The sequence below is a fragment of the Microbacterium forte genome, from assembly GCF_031885415.1.
Lineage (GTDB): Bacteria > Actinomycetota > Actinomycetes > Actinomycetales > Microbacteriaceae > Microbacterium > Microbacterium forte.
Genome location: NZ_CP116871.1, coordinates 1,925,256 through 1,943,597 on the forward strand (window position 1 = coordinate 1,925,256; position 18,342 = coordinate 1,943,597).

An 18,342-nucleotide genomic window follows, 5' to 3' on the forward strand; every position below is an offset into this window, starting at 1 on the left:
CCTGTGCGCCACCCCTGTGTGATCGATACGTTGGGGCTACGACTCCGGAGGGGAAGTCCCATGCACCGCTCGACCTTGACCGCCCGACTGATCACCAGCGTGATCGCTCTCGTGCTCACTCCCATCGCCCTGATCCTGCTGTCTGTCGGCGGACAGACCATGATCCTCACGTTCTTCGCGTACGCCAGCGACGGCGACCTCGCGTCGCTGACCGGACCTGTGCTGCTGCAGATCCTCGGTCTCGCGCTGCTCATCCTCGTCGTGCTCACCGGCGTGTGGAGTTCAGCCGGCCTGATCGCCATCGGCATCCTCAGCATCGTGCCGCTGATCGTCGCCGTCTTTCCCGTGACCCTGTCATGGCTCTACGGCATCGCACCCAGGGAGTGGGTCGACGGCTTCGTATACGGCCTCCCTCTCGTGGTGCTCGCCGCGCTCGGGGCGATGGGCCTGGTGCTCGCCCTCGTCCGCCGGGATCCTCGACCGAAGGGTGCCGCGCTCGGCGTGGTCGGCCTGATCGTCGCCCCACTGCTGCTCGCTGCGGGCGCCTGGTCGATCACCTGGGGAATCGCCGAGGGTACGCTGTTCGCCCTGCAGCGGTTCGAGTTCGACGTGCGCCCCGGGCCAGGCTTCGCAGTCGTCGCCGGGGCTCTGCTCGTCATCGCCGGTATCACCGTGACCCGCTGGTCGCGATTCGCACTCGTCGTTCCCGCCCTCGTGCTCCTCGTCGGCAGCATCCTGCTCGTCGTGGCCCGCGATGCCGTGATGCCTGCGCTCTTCGAGCTGCCGCGAGGCATGAACACCGTCGCACCGAGCCTTCTTCTCTACGGCGGAGGAGCCGCGGCCGGACTCATCTATCTGACCTTCACAGTGGTGCTGCTGCGCGTCGTCGCTCACGCGCGATCGGCCGGAGCGCCCGGAGCGCCCGGAGCGACGACACCCGACACCACGGTGCACGCGCAATACCCACACGCGCAATATCCACAGACGCAGTACCCACCAGCGCCGATGCAGCATCCGTACCCGCCGGTCCCCGGTCAGCAGCCGCCCGCTGCGCCGTACCCGCCGCAGCCCGGCCCGTGACTCACCGAGCCGCCGCGCGACGGCGGCTCCGACAGAAAGGAACCGGCCGGAATCCCACGATTCCGGCCGGTTCCGAGCTCTGCGAAAGCCGCGTCAGCGCTTGGCGTTCTTCTTCAGCGTCTTCTCCAGCACAGGTGCATCGCCGGATGCTGCGAGCGCCGCGTAGTACTCGCGGGCCTCGTCCTGGCGCTCTCGCTCTGCACCGGACGCGATGGGCGCTCGGACGTGCTCGGGCTCGTATGCGAACGCATCGACCAGGTCGAGGGCGTACGGGCGAAGCCGGGCGCACAGACGGTCGATGTACCGCGAGACCGCAGCGGCGCGCTGCGTCGAGAGACGTCCGTTGATGAGGTGCCACGCGAGGTGCTTCTCGATGAGCTGCAGGCCGAAGAGGTCGCGCAGCCAGGTGAGGACCTTCTTCGTGTCAGCGTCATCGACTCGGTGGACGGCATCGGTGAACGCCTCCCACTGCAGCAGCTCGCCGTGTGCGCGGGCCGCCTCGATCAGCTCGGCCTGGTTCTCGTTGAACAGCTTCGCGCCGAGCACCTTGTCCTTGCCCGCAGGGCGCAGACGACCGGCGATGTCGGCGACCATCTGCTGCACGCGCTCGGCGAGCAGCAGGTGCTGCTGCTCTTCGCGCAGGCCGTTCTCGACGGAACGCGAGACCTGCCCGAGGTCGACGACCGACTGGCCGAACTGACGCAGGCCGGCACCGTGGAAGAGCTTGCCCGCGGTCATCCCGACGGCGAACTTGGCCAGAGCCGCAGCATCCTTGCCGGTGAACTGCTTGGCGTAGTCGGTCAGCAGCCGCTTGCCGACGAGCTGAAGCAGCACGTTGTTGTCGCCTTCGAACGTGACGTAGATGTCGAGGTCGGCCCGAAGACCCACGAGGCGGTTCTCGAACATGAAGCCGGCGCCGCCGCAGGCCTCGCGCGCCTCCTGCAGTGTGTCGAGCGCGTGCCAGGTCGACAGCGGCTTGAGTGCAGCGGCCAGGGTCTCGAGATCCTCGCGGTCGTCGGGGGTGTCGGTGCGACCCGAGAACACCCCGTCGAACTTCTGCAGGAACTCGTCGTGCGCGAAGATCTGCGCATACGTCGTCGCAAGCCGCGGGAAGAGGCGTCGCTGGTGCTTGCCGTAGTCGAGGAGCACGACCTCCTGCCCGTCTGCCCCGTCGAACTGACGGCGCTGCGTGGCATATGTGATCGCGATCTTGAGCCCCAGAGCGGATGCCCAGCAGGCCGCGCCGTCGAGCGAGACCCGACCCTGCACGAGCGTGCCGAGCATCGTGAAGAAGCGACGGCCGGGGCTGTCGATCGCGCTCGAGTACGTGCCGTCGACCGCGACGTCGCCGTACTTGTTGAGCAGGTTGGTGCGGGGAACGCGCACGTGGTCGAAGCTCAGACGGCCGTTGTCGATGCCGTTCAGTCCGCCCTTGAGCCCGTCGTCCTCTCGTCCGATGCCCGGCAGGTCGATGCCGTCATCGCCGCGCAGCGGCACGTAGAAGCAGTGCACCCCGTGGTTGACGCCGTTCGTGATCAGCTGGGCGAACACCGTCGCCGCGACGCCGTGCAGTGCGGCGTTGCCGAGGTACTCCTTCGTCGCGCCGCGAAACGGCGTGTTGATGACGAACTCCTCCGTCGCGGGGTCGTACGTCGCGGTCGTGCCGACTGCGGCGACGTCTGACCCGTGCCCGATCTCGGTCATCGCGAAGGCGCCGGGGATCGAGAGATCCATGACTCCCGGCAGCCACTTCTCGTGGTGCTCGGTCGTGCCCAGCTGCAGGATCGCTGAGCCGAACAGCCCCCATTGCACACCCGATTTGATTTGCAGGCTCGGATCGGCGACGACGAGCTCCTCGAAGCCGGCGATGTTCCCGCCGTTGTTCTCTTCGCCGCCCAGCGACTTCGGGAACGCGCGGTGCACGGCCTTGTTGTCGACGAGCAGGTGCAGCTGGCTGAGCACGCGCTCGCGGTGCTCGTCCTTGCCCAGTTCGTCCTTGCGCCAGAACGCCGAGTCCTTGATCATCTCGCGCGCCTCGCGGCGGGTGTCGGCCCACGTGCCCATCAGCAGGTCGGTGACCCGAGCGACGTCGATCCGCAGGTTCGCGTCTGCGTTGTCGGTGTGGGGGCGAGTCGTCTTCGGACGGACGGCGGCGTCGACCATGAGCGTTCCTCTCAGAGGGAAGTAGTGATACGCCCATGGTAGGTGTGCCACAACCAGGAGCGAACTGCTGTGTACGCATCCTCCAACTGCCTGCGGGCACATCGCCCCGACGGATTGTCGTCAGACCACAGTCCGCGCGAGACCGCGACCTCAGGCCTCCACGCCCGACGGCCGGGGCGGGGCCGTCTGCGCCTGCTCCCACCGCCGTCTCGTGCCGGAGCTCAGACGCGCCCAGGTCCGATCACGGATGAAGATCGAGTCGATCGCGATCATCGTGAGCGAGAACCAGGGCAATCCCATCAGCACGCCGATGCCGATGTGGAACGAGAGGATGCCGACGAGGCCGATGAGACGCGTCGGCCGCGTGAGCAGCATCAGTGGGAACGCCACCTGCAGGATGATCGATCCCCAGGTCGCGGCGACGACCATCGGCCCCCACGTCGTGACGAGGTCGCTCAGAACCGGCCACGTGCCGAACCGGGCGGTCTGCAGCGGGTTGTACACCGCGTAGCCCTCTTCCCAGGGCGCACCGCCGGCTTTGTACAGAGCGCCGGAGGCGTAGACGAAGCACACCTGGGCGGTGAGCGCCACGAGGGCCAGATTGTGGAAGACGGTGCCCAGAAGAGCCGGCTGGCTCCCCGGAGCGAACCACTCGCCGTTCTTCGCACGACGTCTGGCGTCGAGCGACCACCGAGCGGCGGGGTCTGCGAAGAACATCAGCAGCAGGGCGATGCGGAACATGTTGTCGCCCTGGTCGCCCACCATGTCGTTGGCTTCGATGAACCCCACCCAGAGGCAGAAGAACACCGGCAGGACGATCCGGAAGCGCCAGCCCAGCACGAACAGAACGGCCAGCACGCCGAGCAGCAGATAGAGAGCGGTATAGAGGACGTCATTGCCCATCGCCGCATGGAACGCGCTGAAGATTCAGATCTTCGGGAACTCGCTGACGGGTTCGGCGAGCTCGCCGTTCCACGCCGACCCCGAGCCGAACGTATAGAGACGTGTGCCGAAGTTCGATGCGAGCAGGCCGATCGCCGTGATGCCGAAGAGGATGCGGGTGACCGCCAGGCCGTAGAGGGCCTTCTTGCCGTTGAAGAGCCAGTCCCCCACGAACGCAGAGATCCGGTCGATCGCCGAGAGGACCATCGACCACAGCCCGCCGATCATCGACGAGACGAAGCTCAGCAGACGCGTCACGAAGGAACGGGGCGGCTGCAGCTGCGGCTGTGGTGTCGCAGAGGGAGAAGGAGCAGGCGAGACCGACGGAGCAGGCGCCGGAGGGGCGGATGCCGGCGCCGGCGCTGTCACCGTCGAGCGGGAGGTCTGAGACCCGGCATCCTTCTTCTTCTTCGCGTCTCGCTTGGGCGCGGTCCTGATCGGCGCGCTCACGGCTGGATCCTCTCGAACTGGGCGCGGAAGGTGTCGGCGAAGTTCTCGCGACTCTGCCCTTCCTCTTCTATAGGCAGCCGCCACCCGGTGGTCGAGAACGTGGGATCGGGGCGCTGCGCGCTCGGATCGTTGCGGTCGGCATAGGGGACGACGTTCTGGCGGCTCACGCGGTACTGGACCTGGACGACTGCATCGGCACCCCAGATCGCATAGGCCACCTGAGTGGCATAGGCGGTCGACAGGTGCTCCTCGGCCATGTACGCCTCGGTCGACGGCTTCTCGCCCTCGAGCTCATCGAAGGAGCGCACCATCCACTCCTCCCAGCCCTCCTCGGTGAAGTCGAGTCCCACGACGGCCTTCTGATCGTCGTCCAGCTTGTTGAACGCGTTCATCTGACCGCTCGCGACCTCACTCGACTGGATGCCGGCGCGAGGCGGGAACAGGTTGTAGCGGATCATCGAGAGCTCGACGTCGGTGGCGCTCACCCATCCGGTCTCGATCTCCTGGCCGTCCTTCTCTATGACGGCCCGGACGTTGAAGTGGTAGTCGCCGTTGATCGGCTCGGGAGCGAAGACGCTCCACGACTGACCGAACATGGGCAGCATGTAGCCGGCGAGTACCTCCTGAGTGGGGATCTCTCGCAGTGCCGAATACGGTGCGATCCAGAGGAACGACGCACCCACATGCCACAGGGTCAGCAGACAGGCGGCGAATGCGATGAGCTTCACCCACCAGGTCGGGCGCGGTCGCGGGGCGGCCACGGCAGTCGCCGCATCCTGCACTTCCGGTGAGGTCTCAGTCATCGTGCTCATCCACATCCTTCTCACCGCTGCAGGTCGGGGCCGCCGCAGCGACGGCCCCCGACCTCTCAGCGTTCCTGCACTGCGTTACTCCGTCTGGGCGAGCGGCCGTCGGGAACGCGCGACCCTCGTCATCCCGAGCCCGAGCATCAGCAGCAGCGCCGCCAGCGCGATCCACCCACCCTGGATCTCGCCACCGGTGGTGGCGAGGCCGGACGCCACGACCTGGAACGAGGCCGAGACGCTGCCGGAGGTCGCTCCGGTCAGGGTCACTGCATGGGTTCCGAGGTCGGTGCCGGACGGGATGGTCCAGGTGAAGGTGACCGTGCCCTGCGCATCGGCGACCTTGGTCCCCAGTGCGATCGGCTCGGAGGTCATCACTCCGGTGACGGACTCGCCGGGCTTGAACCCGGTGCCGACCGCCGTCTGCTTCTCGCCGCGCTCGAGTGAACGCAACCGATCGGCAGGTTGATCGCGCCCCTCACGTTTCGACGGACGAAAGGCCATCCCGACAGCATGCAGCCGCGAGCCCTCGGAACGACGAAGACCGCCCCGCAGGTCGATGCCTGCGGGGCGGTCTCAGAGGGGCGGGCGAGTGCTAGAGCGTGAGCCCGTGACCGAATCGGAAGAGCGGATCTGCGGTGTCGAAGGGCACGTCCGGACGCGAGGCGACGACCGCCGCCATCGACCTCGGCAGGTCGAACGGCAGCCTGCCCTGCGCGCCGGCGACGCCACTCAGCACGTCGAGCAGCGCGGCCGCGGAGACGCCCCAGTTGACGGTGACGGCAGCCGCGGCATCCGTGATCGGCTGGAGGATCGGCGGACGATCGGCGAGCACGTCGACCACGGTCGGCACGGCACCCGCGATCGCACGCACGTGATCGAGCACCTCGTCGGGGAACTCGAGCGAGCCCGCGTGGAAGAAGTTCTCGAAGATGGTGTCGCGCTGCTCGAACGGGGCCTGCAGGCGGATGACCGCGAGATCGGCCTCGTCCGGCGTCGCGACGACCTCGCCGTAGGCCGCCGCGACCTCGGCGTCGATCCCTTCGACGTAGAGCTTGAGCCCGGTGGCGAACGGCAGCGCGCCGTCGTTCGTCAGCACGGTGACGGACGCTCGTTGAGCCGCCTCTCCGGCGGCACGGAACTCGGCGCGGCCGACGATCTCATCGGCCGCGTCCTCGTCGACGAACGGATCCTCGAAGAGCCCGAGCTCGAACTTCTCCCGCAGGATCCGTCGTGCCGAGACATCGAGTCTCTCCTCCGAGACAGAGCCGTCGGCGAGGAGCTCGAGCAGCAGCTCCGGGCAGTCCTCGCCGCCGAACTGATCGACGCCGGCATCCAGCACCTTGAGCATGCGCTCGCGCGGCGTCAGGTCTTCGACGCCCCACGCCCGAGCGGGGAACGGCTGCCCGAAGATCTCGGCGTCGTTGATCAGTCCCCAGTCGGTGCACACGACCCCGTCGAACCCGAAGCGCTCGCGCAGCAGGCCCGTGATGACCGATCTGTTGAAGCCGAAGCCGACCTCTTCGTATTCGGTTCCCACGGGCATGCCGTAGTACGGCATCATCTGTCGGGTGCCCGCGGCGAGGGCGTCTTCGAAGGGCTTGAGGTGCAGCTCGAACTCGTCGCCCGGGTAGACCTGCTCACGGCCGTAGGGGAAATGCGGATCCTCCCCGTCGAGTTGCGGCCCTCCTCCCGGGAAGTGCTTCGTCATCGTCGACACGGATCCGGGGCCGAAGGAGTCGCCTTGGAATCCACGGATATATGCCGCTCCGAGAATGCCTGTCAGTTCAGGGTCCTCCCCGAAGGTCGCGGTCTGCCGTGCCCACCGTGGTTCGGTGGCGAGATCGACCTGCGGATGGAGCGCCACACGCAGACCGACGGCCGTATATTCCTGTCGAGCGATATCAGCGAAACGCTCCACCAGCTCAGGGTCTCGAGTGGCTGCGAGACCGAGTGTCTCCGGCCACTGCGAGAACGGCCCTGCGAGGATCGATGCCCCGGGGTTCTCGCTGAACGAATGCCGCGGGTCGGTCGACAGAGTGACCGGGATGCCGAGTCTCGTCGAGGCGGCGAGCCGCTGCAGCTCGTTCTGCCACGCCGCGATCTCGCGCCCGGTGGGCGCGGCACCCAGCAGATTGAAGTGCGTCATGTTCTTGACCTCGACGAACTCGCGCGCGCTCGGGGTGCCGAAGATCGGGTTCGCCTCGTCGAGGTCGCCGATCGCGATCATCGTGTGGAAGAACAGCCCGGCCTTCTCCACGATGGTCATCTCATCGAGGAGCAGCTGCACGCGCTCATCGATCGCCAGACTCGTGTCGAGCCATGGTCGCGCGGTGATGACATCGGTGTTCGTCATGGTCACTTGACTCCCTTGATGCGGTAGACGAGAACGGCGCCGGCGAGCGCGACGAGCGCCCCGAACAGGTACCAGGTGGTGTATCCGCCGAGCGGGGTCGCCGCCCCGAGTGCGATGATGCTCGGCGCGATGGCGGGAGCGATCGACTGCGGAAGAGCGTTCGCGATGTTCAGCACGCCGAGGTCCTTGGCGACATCGTCGGGATTCGGCAGCACCTCGGTGGCGAGGGCGAGGTCGACCGACAGGAACGAGCCGGCACCCAGGCCGATGATGGCCTGCGCGACGATCACGACCGGGATCGAGGGTGCCAGGGCCAGGATCACGAGGCCGACGACCATGATCACTCCGGCGATCGCGACGAACGGTCGCCGCTTGCCGATCCTGTCGGACAGGAACCCTCCGAGCGGGGCGGAGATGGCCATCGCCGCCATCGACGCGAGGTTCGCGATGAGGATCGTGCCGACCGCCCCCTGCTCGTCGAGCTCGAACTTGTTGACGAGGTACAGGGGAAGGAAGGTGGCGATGCCCGCGTAGCCGAACATGACGAAGAACTTGGTCAGCCAGGTCCAGCCGAAGTCCGGGTGCTTGCGGGGGTTGAAAACGAACGAGCCGAAGAACGTGCCAACAGTGAAGCGTGTGGCCGGCTTCTCGGTGAGTCGACGATCCTTCAGCGTGAGCACGAACACGACGACCAGGATCAGCGCGATCGCACCGGGGACGAAGAACCGCTCGAAGTCACCGGGGAGGAAGTTCACGATGAAGCTGCCGGCGAGGATGCCGATGGGTGTCGTGATGCCGATGATGCCCGAGACCTTGCCGCGGCTCGAGACCGGCACCTGGTCGGGCAGCGTGGCATTGGCTGCAGCGAGCACCGCGTTCATCGACGCCTGCACGAGGCACCAGGCCAGCAGCACGACGAGCACCGAGGTCGCGGCGCCGATGATCGCGAAGCCGCCGAGACCGACGATCGCTCCGCCGAGGATCCAGGGGCGGCGCATGCCCCACTTCGAGGTCGTGCGGTCGGAGAGACGCCCCACCAGCGGGTTCGCGATGAGCGCGAATGCAGCGCCGACTCCCATCACGAGGCCGAGGCTCGCCTCGGTGTTCGTGGGGTCGAGGCGCTGGATCTTGAACGCCATCGACACCATCACGGGGGTGAGAAGCGCCAGGTAGACGCCGAAGTTCACGGCGGCGAGTCCGGGCGTATATCCGCGGGGCGTCTTCAGCGGCGTGGTGCCGGGGACTTTGAAGCCGGTGGTACCGACGGCAGCCGCAGTCGCGGCCGATGACAGCTCTGTCACGGGGGATCCTTTCGGGCAAGGTTCGTCGGTCATCTGCGACCGGACGTGAGGAAGACGATACACGAATCTCGACCGTTTGGTAAGTGAATGTCTACCGACTGGTAATGAGAGAGAATGAGGGGGAAGGGGGAGCGATGACGACAGCGACGACGACAGGCTCGCGTCAGGCGCGCGCCGCGGCCACGCGCCAGCGGATCGTGGACGCCGCCCGCGAGTTGTTCATCTCGAACGGGTACCGCTCGACGTCCCTGCGCGACATCGCCGCCGCGGCATCCGTGAGCCACCCCGGCCTCCTCGGCCACTTCGCCTCGAAGGACGACCTGCTCGCCGAAGTCGTCGCCGGATTCGAGGAGGAGAACGAGAGGGCGTTCGATCTGGTCGGGGCGGCATCGGACTCGGGCGAGCTGATCTTCGCCGACGTTGCACGGCGCAACGCGCGCACCCCGGGTTACCTGGAGCTCTTCGCCGCACTCACGGGCGAGGCGTCGGCCCCCGAGCATCCGGCCCACGAGCGGATGCGACAGCGATACGCCCGTCTGCGTGAGCTGAGCTCGGAGGTGCTCGAGGACGCGGCGCTGCACGGTACCATCGACGCCGGCAGAGATGTGTCAGACGAGACCACCCGTCACATGGCCGGCTGGGACGGGCTGCAGCTGATCTCGCAGTACCTTCCCGACCGCGTCGATGTCGTGCAGATGCTCGAGGAGCGCGAATCGCTGTGGGCGCTGCCCGTCGGTTGGCGCGACCCTGCCCAGCCCGCACCCGCAGACGTGGCCGCGGGTCCGTTGCCCGCCATGTCGGCGGCGCTCGTCGAGGGCGCTGGCGACAACGAGCCCGGTTATGCAGTCGGTCGACGCCGTCGGGCGCAGATCCTCGCGGACGCGATGCATCTGTTCTCGCGGGGAGGATACGGCGACACGAGTCTCAGCGACATCGCCAAGGCTGTCGGGGTGTCGAAGTCGACGCTCCTGCACCACTACCCCTCGAAGGAGCTGCTGCTGAGCGCCGTGCTCACCGAGCGCGACCGCGCCATTCAGGAGCGCAGCGAGGACGAGCATCCCGAACGCGCCGGGGCCGCACTGCGCGATCTCCCCACCGGCGCGCGCGTCAGCGCACTCGACGAGCCGGGCCTGATCGAGGTGTATGCGGTGCTGTCGTGCGAGGCCGTTCCCGCGACGCACCCCGCCCACGACTACTTCGCCGAGCGCTTCGAGGAGGTCATCGGCTACTTCGCCGAGCTCTTCCGGCTCGCGCAGGTCGACGGGGACCTGTCGGAGCATCGCGACCCCGAGCACGAGGCCGTCTGGCTCGTCGCGATGTGGGACGGGCTGCAGTATCAATGGCTGTACGACAGGGACGCGGTCGACATCACCGCCCACCTGCGCGCCCATCTCGACGACGTTCTTCCGCTGCGCTGACGCGTGCGACGTCCTGCCGGAGGCCTCAGACGGCGTCAGGCCGCGGCGATCACCGCGAGCACGCCCTCGCCGTAGGCGTCGCGCTTCTTGGCGCCGATGCCGGTGATGCCGTCGAGGTCGGCGAGCGAGGCCGGCCGGTGCTCGGCCAGAGCGCGCAGCGTGGCATCGCCGAAGACGATGTAGGCGGGAACCCCCTGCTCCCGTGCGGTCTCGGCACGCCACGCGCGCAGCGCCTCGAACAGCGGACGGTCGCCGGCGTCGAGAGCATCCGCCGCACTCGCCTTGCGGACCCGCGGTGAGGACGCCGGTCGCCCGATCGTGTCCTTGCGCAGCGGCACAGGGGTCTCGCCCTTCAACACGCCGACCGCCTGCTCGCCGGGGGCGAGCGTGCCGTAGTCGCCCTGCGCCACGATGATGCCGCGCGCGAGCAGCTGACGGACGACGCTGCGCCAGTCCTGATCCGAGAGGTCGGCGCCGATGCCGTAGGTCGCGAGCTTCTCGTGGCCCTGCTGGCGGATGCGCTCGGTCGAGGCCCCGCGCAGGATGTCGATCAGGTGACCGGCGCCGAACGACTGGTTGCGCTCGCGCTTGAGGCGCACGATCGTCGAGAGCAGCTTCTGCGCGGGGACGAGCCCGTCGAAGGTCTCGGGCGTCTCGAGGCAGGTGTCGCAGTTGCCGCAGGGCTGGGATTCCTGTCCGAAGTAGCCGAGCAGGTTCTGGCGACGGCATTCGACCGTCTCGCACAGCGCGAGCATCGCGTCGAGGTGCTGTCCCATCCGCATCTTGAAGGTACGGTCGCCCGGGCTCTGATCGATCATGCGCCGCTGCTGCACCACGTCGCCGAGCCCGTAGGCCATCCACGCGATCGACGGTTCGCCGTCGCGGCCCGCACGCCCGGTCTCCTGGTAGTACCCCTCGACGGACTTCGGCAGGTCGATGTGGGCGACGAAGCGCACGTCGGGCTTGTCGATGCCCATGCCGAAGGCGATCGTCGCGACCATCACCACACCGTCTTCGCGCAGGAACCGCGACTGGTTCTTCGCCCGCACCTCGGCGGGAAGGCCCGCGTGGTACGGCAGGGCGTCGAAGCCCTGCGCCGCGAGATACGTCGCCGTCTGCTCGACCGACTTGCGGCTCAGCGCATAGACGATGCCCACCGAGCCCTCCGGCTGCGCGCGGATGAAAGAGACCAGCTGCTTGCGCGGATCGACCTTGGGCACGATGCGGTATTGGATGTTCGGCCGATCGAAGCTGGCGACGTAGTGCTTCGCCGTGTCGAGCCTCAGTCGCTCGGTGAGCTCTTTGTGCGTCGCACGGGTGGCGGTCGCCGTGAGCGCCATGCGCGGAACGCCGGGGAACCGCTCGCCGAGGTCGCCGAGTGCGAGGTAGTCAGGGCGGAAGTCGTGGCCCCACTGCGACACGCAGTGCGCCTCGTCGATCGCGATCACGCTGAGTGTGCCTCGTTGCAGCAGCGCCGTGGTCTGCGGCGAGGACAGCCGCTCGGGGGCGACGTAGATGAGGTCGAGCTCACCGGCGACGTACGCCCGTTCGACCTCGCGCCGCTCGTCGATCCCCTGCGTGGAGTTGAGATACGCGGCGTTGACGCCGTTGGCCCGAAGGGCGTCGACCTGGTCGTGCATGAGGGCGATGAGCGGGCTGATCACAAGACCCGTGCCCTCGCGCACGAGAGCGGGAACCTGATAGGTGACGCTCTTTCCGCCACCGGTCGGCATGAGCACGACCGCGTCGCCGCCGCCGATGACCTGATCGACGATCGCGGCCTGGTCGCCGCGGAACTCGTCGTAGCCGAACACCGTGTGCAGCGCCTCGGCCGCCGACGGATAGCGGCTGGGGGTGGCACGCCGCACCGCGGGAGCGGATGCCGCAGAGGACGTTGCGGCGGATGCCGTCGCGCGGGACGCCGACCGCCCGACCTTCGTCGTCACGGGCGTCACGGGACCGGGACCCCAGTCGAGCGGAGGCTCGAACCCGGCGCCCTGCGGCTCCCAGTCCATGGGCTCCGGCGGCTCGGAGGGCTCCCATCCTGCGCCGTCCCAGGGCTCGTCTGCGTACGGCAGATCCTCGTACGGGTCACGGGGAGTCTGCGGCATCCCTCCAGCGTAACGACCCCCGCCGACCTCGGCCCGCCCCTCCACAACTCCACGGGCGTAGGTTGGACGCAGACGCCTGAAGGAGATCCCGATGACCGACATCACCGTCACCCGCGACGACGCAGAATCCCGCTACGAGATCCGCTCGGACGGCACGCTCGCCGGCTACGCCGAGTTCGATCTGCGCCCCGGCGCGATCCGCTTCATCCACACCGAGATCGACCCCGCATTCCAGGGGCAGGGCCTCGCCGGCATCCTCGCCGAGAGGGCGCTGACGGATGCCGCCGCCTCCGGCGATGCGATCGTGCCGCTGTGCCCGTACATCGCGAAGTACCTGACGACGCACGAGATCGCCGGCGCCGAGATCCGCTGGCCGAAGCGCCCCGGTACCGCACCGGCCGAGGCGTGACCGGATTCGGACCTGGGCGAATGGCCTGGCGGGAATGGCCTGATGGGGATGACCTGACTCCAGGGCTCGACTACTGCAGACAGGTGCCCATGTAGTACTCGAACAGGGCTTCTCCTGATGCTTTGGCGTTGTCGTCGTACGCCTCGATGACCGCGGTGGGATCGTCATCGATCGATTCCGCACCCACCGTGAGGTAGTCGGTCCAGGCCGTCAGGTCATCGGCGAGCTCCGGGGTCGGCTCGAGCTCCTCGACGAGGCTGAGCCGCGTCTGCACGTCCGCTTCCGTGTTCATCCCCGGGACCAGCGCGACGAACGCGACCGCCGCCGCCTCATGCTCGTCATGGAGCGGGCCGCAGAACCCGGCATCGCCGCCTGAGGCGCAACCCGACAGCACCACCGCCGAGGCGCCGAGGGCGAGCAGGATAATGGGAGAACGTCGAGACATCATGGGGCGAGCCTAGGAGTCCACCGGAGTGCCGGTGCGCAGACGCCCCTGAGCGAAGGAGAATCGGATGACCGTTATCGCGACCCCATCCGATGACGTCCACGGCGAAGCACGGATCGGCGAACGTCGCATCGTCCTCGAACCGCGCGAGGTGCCTCTCGGCGGGGTGCGCGGCATGAATGTGCTGCGTGTTCTGCCGCACCGCAACCTGCCGACGATCGGGGCCTGGTGCTTCCTCGACCGGTTCGGACCGGCCGACACCCGCATGCGGGTCGAGCCGCACCCCCACATCGGATTGCAGACGGTCACCTGGCCGCTGGTCGGAGAGATCCGTCACCGCGACTCGCTCGGCAGCGACGCCGACCTGCGACGCGGGCAGCTCAACCTGATGACCGCCGGCAACGGCATCTCGCACTCCGAGTACTCGATCGGCGATGACCCCATCCCCCTCGACGCCCTGCAGTTCTGGGTGGTCCTGCCCGACGGCGCACGCCAGGGAGCGGGCGGCTTCGAGCGCCACACCGATCTCCCTCAGGTCTCGCTTCGGGCCGACGAAGGCTCGTCGGCCACGGCCACCGTGGTTCTCGGTGAGTTCGCCGGCGTCACCTCACCGGCCACCGTGCACACACCCATCGTCGGCGCCGAGATCGTGGTGCCGGCCGGCACCCGCGTCCGGCTGCCGCTGCGCCCCGAATGGGAGCACGCCCTCATGCTCGTCGAGGGAGATGCAGACGTGGCGACGCACGGGATGACCCAGAACGAGATGCTCTACCTGGGCGACTCGCGCGGTGCCGTCGAGGTGACGAGCGTGCAGGGTGCGTTGCTCTTCCTCATCGGAGGCGAGCCGTTCGCCGACGAGATCGTCATGTGGTGGAACTTCGCCGGACGTGATCACGACGAGATCGTCGAGGCGCGCACCGAGTGGGAGGCGGCATCCGCTCGCTTCGGCGTCGTCGAGGGGCACGACGTGCGCATCCCCGCACCTCCCCTGCCCGACGTGCGGCTCATGCCCCGCGGTCGGAAGATCTGACTCCACAGCGCATGACGACGCCCCGCGCTCCGAAGAGCACGGGGCGTCGCCTGTGACTGCTACTGCGCGTCGACCGTCACGATCGTGCGCACGGCGGACTCACCGTATTGCACGAGTCCGAGATAGCGGGTGCCGGCGGTGAGGCCGGTCCAGCTGAGCTCGTAGCTCGTCGCCTGGCCGCGCACGGCCTCGATCGGGTTCGGGGTCGCCGTGAACGCCCCCTCACCCTCGGGCTGCACGTTGGCGTAGGTCATGTCCCACGTCATCGGCGCCGAGGTCGAGTAGACGTTCGCGACCACCAGGTAGGTGCCGGCCGTCGGTGCAGGAAGCGTCACCCGCTCGTCGGCCGACCCCGTCGCCGACTGCCAGCGCTCGTAGTAGCGCAGGTCGTCGGGGCTCACGACCCGATAGACCGTGAGGTCGAGGTCGCTGCCCGTGTCATCCGACGAGTCGAGGTCGAAGCGCGAGAGCGTCGTGCCCTCCGGCACGTCGACGATCCACGACACGTCCTTGTTCGCGTCTCCCGATGCCTCGTCACCCGAGTGGCCGACGACCCGGCCGTCCGGGTCTTCCAGCAGCGTGAACGGCGTGAGGCCCGACACCCCGAGCGCGAGAGCGCCGTCGACGCCGGGAGTGATGTCGACCGTGGTCGAACCGTCGACTCCCGTGCCCTCGACCTCGGCCGGAGCATCCGCCGTGACGGGGAACACCGCGATCGGCGACCGCACCGTGTTCTTCTTGCTCGTCCAGGTGAGCGATCCGGTCGCCCACTGCTCGACCGGTGCGCTCTGGTTGTCGAACGTGACCGTGTAGGTCGCGGTCTGCCCCGGCTTGTCGAACTTCAGCGTCGACGGCTCCACCGTCACGTTCACGCCGGGCAGATCGACGGATGCCGTGAACGTGCCCTTCTCCGTCGCTGTGACCGTGCGAGTGACCGTCTGCGCGCTGGCGAGCGATCCGATCGAGAACGACGCGACGTTCAGGTCGCTGCCGTCGATCGGCTCGCCGGGGAAGTCGGCCAGGCCCTTGCCCTCGAGGAACGCCACCCAGTCGGGCACGTCGTTCAGATAGAGCAGACCCGGGTTGAAGTAGCGCTTCGGGTCGACCTGACCCGCGCCCTGCTGGAACGGGTCCTTGTTGGCAGAGCCGTCGGGGTTCACCGTGTCGTATGCGGTGGTCATCATCGCGGACTTGATCTCGGCGGGCTTGGCGTTCGGCCGCTCGCCGAGATAGAGCGCCGCGAGACCGGCGATGTGCGGAGAGGCCATCGACGTGCCGGACAGGATGCCGAACGTCGGCGCCTCTCCGGGAGCGTTCTGCGTGGCCGCGAGGATCGCGACACCCGGGGCGGCGATGTCGGGCTTCATGATGTCGCTGCCGTCTGCCAGCATCGGGCCGCGGCTCGAGAATCCGGCGATCTGCGGCACGGGCGTCACCACTCCGGTCGTGTTCTCACCCACGAGCGTGATCGGACGGTCGACGCCGCCCTGCACGTAGGCGAGCACCGCTGCGCGATGCACCGAGGCGAGGTGCACGGTCGGCACGGCATGGAAGTCGTTGTCGAGCGAGTCGGCGGCACCGGGCACGTTGACGAGCACGACGCCCATGCCACCGGCATCCTTCACGACCTGCGACTTCTCGGCGCGAGCGTTGCCGCCTCGGTCGCAGACCACGATGTGACCGGTGACCTTCGCGACATCGAGCGTGCCGGGGAGGCACAGCGCGGCATCGGCGGCGGCCTGACCTGCAGCCGGCGCATCGCCCGCGTAGATCGACGGTCCGGTGACCGTCGTGCCGAAGGGCACGCTCACCGACGCACCGGCCTGGGCGAAGCCGTCGAACTGCACGGTGCCCTCCCACGTGGGGATCGTCGAGGCGGCGACCGTGGTATACCACGGAGACGCGTGATCGGCCGTGACCGGGTCGGGGCCGTCGTTGCCGGCGCTGGTCGCCACGAAGACGCCCGCGGCGGCCGCGTTGAAGAACGCGATGTCCTCCGGCGCGAGCACGGTCGACGCCGCTCCACCGCCGATCGAGTAGTTGATCACGTCGACCCCGTCGGCGACGGCCTGGTCGATCGCGGCGATCAGGTCACTGCCGGCACAGATGTCGTCGGTCGTTACCGCCTCGTCGGGTCCGACGTAGCAGGCCTTGTAGGCCGCGACCTTGGCACCGGGTGCGACCCCCGAGATCCTGCCGAAGTCGACGTCCTCGATCGAGGCCTTCACACCGAAGTTGCCGGCCGCCGTGCTCGCGGTGTGCGAACCGTGGCCGTCGCCGTCACGCGGCGAGAGGTAGTCGTACTGGAAGTCGAATCCTGCCGCCTCGGCGCCGGTGTAGAAGTACTGGGCGCCGATGAGCTTCGTCGAGTAGTCGCCCTTGTCCCATTCCTGGGCCTCGACCATCGTTCCCTGGAACTGACCGCCGTCGGACTTGTCGAAGTAGACGTAGGTGCCGTCGGTGTACGGCTGATTCCCCTTGTGGCGCTTGTCCTTCTTGGGCTGCTTCTTGAGGTTCTTGCCCTCGAACGACGGGTGCTCGGGGGCGATGCCGGTGTCGATGACACCCACGACCACGCCCTCGCCGGCCTTGTCGACACCGCCGGTCTGCTGCCAGACGCCGCCGCGGCCCTTCTTGTCGTCGCCGAGACCGAGGAAGTCCGTCGAGGTCTGCGCGTCGGGGTGACGGATGAAGTCGGGGTAGACGCCGTAGACGTCCTTCGACGCACGGAGCTTGTCGACCTGCTCTCCCGACAGCTCGGCGCTGAAGCCGTTGAGCACCACCTGGTAGGTGTTCTCCGGGGTGACCCCGACCTCTTGCGCTATCGTCTGCTGCTCGGACTCGAGATGCTCGACATAGCGCTGCGAATCCTGCGACTGCCTCTCGAGCTGCTCGCCCTCGGCCGGCTTCGTCGCCTTGAGGCCGTTGACGTCGCCGGTGTAGCTCGCGAGTGGATCGGACTTCAGCACGACGATGTAGTGACCGGGCGTGCCTTCGACCGGAGTGGGGTGGTTCACCTCCTCCGTGCTTGCGTAGCCTGCGGTTGCCGTCGATGCGATGAACAGCGTTGCCAGGGTTGTGGCCGCTGCCATCCGGAGGGGTGTTCGACCCATGCGCTTCTCCCGATGATCACGGTGCGACTGCGTTGCCGCACCGCCGTTCAAGCTACGCCGGGCTTCCGTCCACACACCAGAGTCGGGGATTATTCCTGGACGAACGGCCAGCCGTGTCGCCGATGGTCGACAGTAGGCTGGACGAGTGGCATCCTCCCCCGTCCTGACGACCCGCGTGCTGCTGGTCTGCGCCGCGATCGGCGTCGCCACGGGCCTCCTCGGAGGGATCGCCGGCTGGATCACGCTCCCTGTTCTCGCGGGCCCGGCATTCCTCTACGGCCTCGTCCTCGGCTCGCACGTCCTTCCGGGCATCATCGCCCAGGAGGTGCTGCGCCGCCCCCTGGTCGCGCTCGTCACGCACGTCATCGCCGCGCTCATCTCGAGCGCCTTCAACCCGGCCTGGACGCTGCGCTTCATCGGCACCGCGCTGCTGTTCGGCGCGATCCAGGAGGGCATCGCCGCACTCACGCGGTACCGCTCGTGGGGGGCGTGGCGCTTCTTCATCTCGGCCGGGGTCATCGGTGTCATCGTGGCGGTCGTGGTGTTCTTCGCCGCTCACCTGGCCGTGCTGCCGCCATGGGCGCAGATCGCCTATCTCCTGATCTCGGTGCTCGGCCCCATCACCTGGACGGCCGTGGGGTTGGCGATCGGCGGCGCCCTGAGCCGGGCAGGCGTGGCCCGGCGCTGAGCGTCGATCGCGGCCGATCCGGCGCGTGGCGAT

The 18,342-nt window shown here is 68.1% G+C and carries 15 protein-coding genes; 5 read left to right on the forward strand and 10 right to left on the reverse strand.

The features are described 5' to 3' along the window. Nucleotides 1–60 precede the first annotated feature (60 nt). Nucleotides 61–1,080, forward strand: a complete 1,020-nt coding sequence (locus OB895_RS09220) for a hypothetical protein (protein ID WP_079112176.1) — start codon at nt 61–63, stop codon at nt 1,078–1,080. 93 nt (nt 1,081–1,173) lie between these two features. Here the strand turns inward: OB895_RS09220 and OB895_RS09225 are convergent, their stop codons facing one another. From OB895_RS09225 to OB895_RS09250, 7 genes are all read right to left on the reverse strand, one after another. After that, nucleotides 1,174–3,243 (reverse strand): acyl-CoA dehydrogenase family protein, encoded by a 2,070-nt coding sequence (locus tag OB895_RS09225; RefSeq protein WP_042537923.1) that lies wholly within the window; start codon nt 3,241–3,243, stop codon nt 1,174–1,176. A 150-nt stretch (nt 3,244–3,393) separates the two neighbouring features. Next, on the reverse strand, nt 3,394–4,146 hold the full coding sequence (locus tag OB895_RS18240) for an HTTM domain-containing protein (protein ID WP_376708810.1): 753 nt from the start codon (nt 4,144–4,146) through the stop codon (nt 3,394–3,396). 24 nt (nt 4,147–4,170) lie between these two features. Beyond that, complete coding sequence (locus OB895_RS18245; RefSeq protein ID WP_376708811.1) at nt 4,171–4,635, reverse strand: hypothetical protein; 465 nt, start codon at nt 4,633–4,635, stop codon at nt 4,171–4,173. Continuing rightward, nucleotides 4,632–5,447 carry a DUF5819 family protein gene (locus tag OB895_RS09235; RefSeq protein ID WP_042537925.1) on the reverse strand — a complete coding sequence of 272 codons (816 nt, stop codon included), beginning with the start codon at nt 5,445–5,447 and terminating at the stop codon, nt 4,632–4,634. Before OB895_RS09235 ends, OB895_RS18245 begins: the two co-directional genes overlap by 4 nt. 75 nt (nt 5,448–5,522) lie before the next feature. Further along, on the reverse strand, nt 5,523–5,942 hold the full coding sequence (locus tag OB895_RS09240) for a hypothetical protein (RefSeq protein ID WP_311876936.1): 420 nt from the start codon (nt 5,940–5,942) through the stop codon (nt 5,523–5,525). 91 nt (nt 5,943–6,033) lie between these two features. Beyond that, nucleotides 6,034–7,794 carry a glycoside hydrolase family 3 protein gene (locus OB895_RS09245; RefSeq protein WP_194286001.1) on the reverse strand — a complete coding sequence of 587 codons (1,761 nt, stop codon included), beginning with the start codon at nt 7,792–7,794 and terminating at the stop codon, nt 6,034–6,036. Between the two features lie 2 nt (nt 7,795–7,796). Then, on the reverse strand, nt 7,797–9,095 hold the full coding sequence (locus OB895_RS09250; RefSeq protein WP_042537930.1) for an MFS transporter: 1,299 nt from the start codon (nt 9,093–9,095) through the stop codon (nt 7,797–7,799). 134 nt (nt 9,096–9,229) lie between these two features. Here OB895_RS09250 and OB895_RS09255 point away from each other — a divergent pair, with 134 nt between their 5' ends. Further along, nucleotides 9,230–10,513, forward strand: coding sequence for a TetR/AcrR family transcriptional regulator (locus tag OB895_RS09255; protein ID WP_042537931.1), 1,284 nt, complete (start codon nt 9,230–9,232; stop codon nt 10,511–10,513). A gap of 35 nt (nt 10,514–10,548) precedes the next feature. Here OB895_RS09255 and recQ read toward each other — a convergent pair whose 3' ends face one another. Beyond that, complete coding sequence (gene recQ / locus OB895_RS09260; protein WP_079112174.1) at nt 10,549–12,624, reverse strand: DNA helicase RecQ; 2,076 nt, start codon at nt 12,622–12,624, stop codon at nt 10,549–10,551. 91 nt (nt 12,625–12,715) lie between these two features. Here recQ and OB895_RS09265 point away from each other — a divergent pair, with 91 nt between their 5' ends. Then, nucleotides 12,716–13,033, forward strand: a complete 318-nt coding sequence (locus OB895_RS09265; RefSeq protein ID WP_079112173.1) for a GNAT family N-acetyltransferase — start codon at nt 12,716–12,718, stop codon at nt 13,031–13,033. Between the two features lie 70 nt (nt 13,034–13,103). On the opposite strand, the gene OB895_RS09270 is transcribed toward OB895_RS09265, so the two are convergent. Next, entirely contained in the window at nt 13,104–13,481 is a 378-nt protein-coding gene (locus tag OB895_RS09270) for a hypothetical protein (RefSeq protein WP_042537935.1), read from the reverse strand. Between the two features lie 64 nt (nt 13,482–13,545). Here OB895_RS09270 and OB895_RS09275 point away from each other — a divergent pair, with 64 nt between their 5' ends. Continuing rightward, nucleotides 13,546–14,508, forward strand: a complete 963-nt coding sequence (locus OB895_RS09275; protein WP_079112172.1) for a pirin family protein — start codon at nt 13,546–13,548, stop codon at nt 14,506–14,508. Nucleotides 14,509–14,567: 59 nt separating this feature from the next. On the opposite strand, the gene OB895_RS09280 is transcribed toward OB895_RS09275, so the two are convergent. Further along, nucleotides 14,568–17,600, reverse strand: a complete 3,033-nt coding sequence (locus OB895_RS09280; RefSeq protein WP_194286000.1) for a S8 family peptidase — start codon at nt 17,598–17,600, stop codon at nt 14,568–14,570. 166 nt (nt 17,601–17,766) lie between these two features. On the opposite strand from OB895_RS09280, the gene OB895_RS09285 reads away from it, so the two are divergent. Then, nucleotides 17,767–18,309: an ECF transporter S component gene (locus tag OB895_RS09285; RefSeq protein WP_079112170.1), complete on the forward strand. Its 543-nt coding sequence runs from the start codon at nt 17,767–17,769 to the stop codon at nt 18,307–18,309. Nucleotides 18,310–18,342: the final 33 nt, after the last annotated feature.

What these genes read in the sequence shown, in the direction of transcription:
- OB895_RS09220 (WP_079112176.1), top strand. Translation starts at nt 61, where the DNA reads ATGCACCGCTCGACCTTGACCGCCCGACTGATCACCAGCGTGATCGCT.
- OB895_RS09225 (WP_042537923.1), bottom strand. Translation starts at nt 3,243, where the DNA reads ATGGTCGACGCCGCCGTCCGTCCGAAGACGACTCGCCCCCACACCGAC.
- OB895_RS18240 (WP_376708810.1), bottom strand. Translation starts at nt 4,146, where the DNA reads ATGGGCAATGACGTCCTCTATACCGCTCTCTATCTGCTGCTCGGCGTG.
- OB895_RS09235 (WP_042537925.1), bottom strand. Translation starts at nt 5,447, where the DNA reads ATGAGCACGATGACTGAGACCTCACCGGAAGTGCAGGATGCGGCGACT.
- OB895_RS09240 (WP_311876936.1), bottom strand. Translation starts at nt 5,942, where the DNA reads ATGGCCTTTCGTCCGTCGAAACGTGAGGGGCGCGATCAACCTGCCGAT.
- OB895_RS09245 (WP_194286001.1), bottom strand. Translation starts at nt 7,794, where the DNA reads ATGACGAACACCGATGTCATCACCGCGCGACCATGGCTCGACACGAGT.
- OB895_RS09255 (WP_042537931.1), top strand. Translation starts at nt 9,230, where the DNA reads ATGACGACAGCGACGACGACAGGCTCGCGTCAGGCGCGCGCCGCGGCC.
- recQ (WP_079112174.1), bottom strand. Translation starts at nt 12,624, where the DNA reads ATGCCGCAGACTCCCCGTGACCCGTACGAGGATCTGCCGTACGCAGAC.
- OB895_RS09265 (WP_079112173.1), top strand. Translation starts at nt 12,716, where the DNA reads ATGACCGACATCACCGTCACCCGCGACGACGCAGAATCCCGCTACGAG.
- OB895_RS09270 (WP_042537935.1), bottom strand. Translation starts at nt 13,481, where the DNA reads ATGATGTCTCGACGTTCTCCCATTATCCTGCTCGCCCTCGGCGCCTCG.
- OB895_RS09275 (WP_079112172.1), top strand. Translation starts at nt 13,546, where the DNA reads ATGACCGTTATCGCGACCCCATCCGATGACGTCCACGGCGAAGCACGG.
- OB895_RS09280 (WP_194286000.1), bottom strand. Translation starts at nt 17,600, where the DNA reads ATGGCAGCGGCCACAACCCTGGCAACGCTGTTCATCGCATCGACGGCA.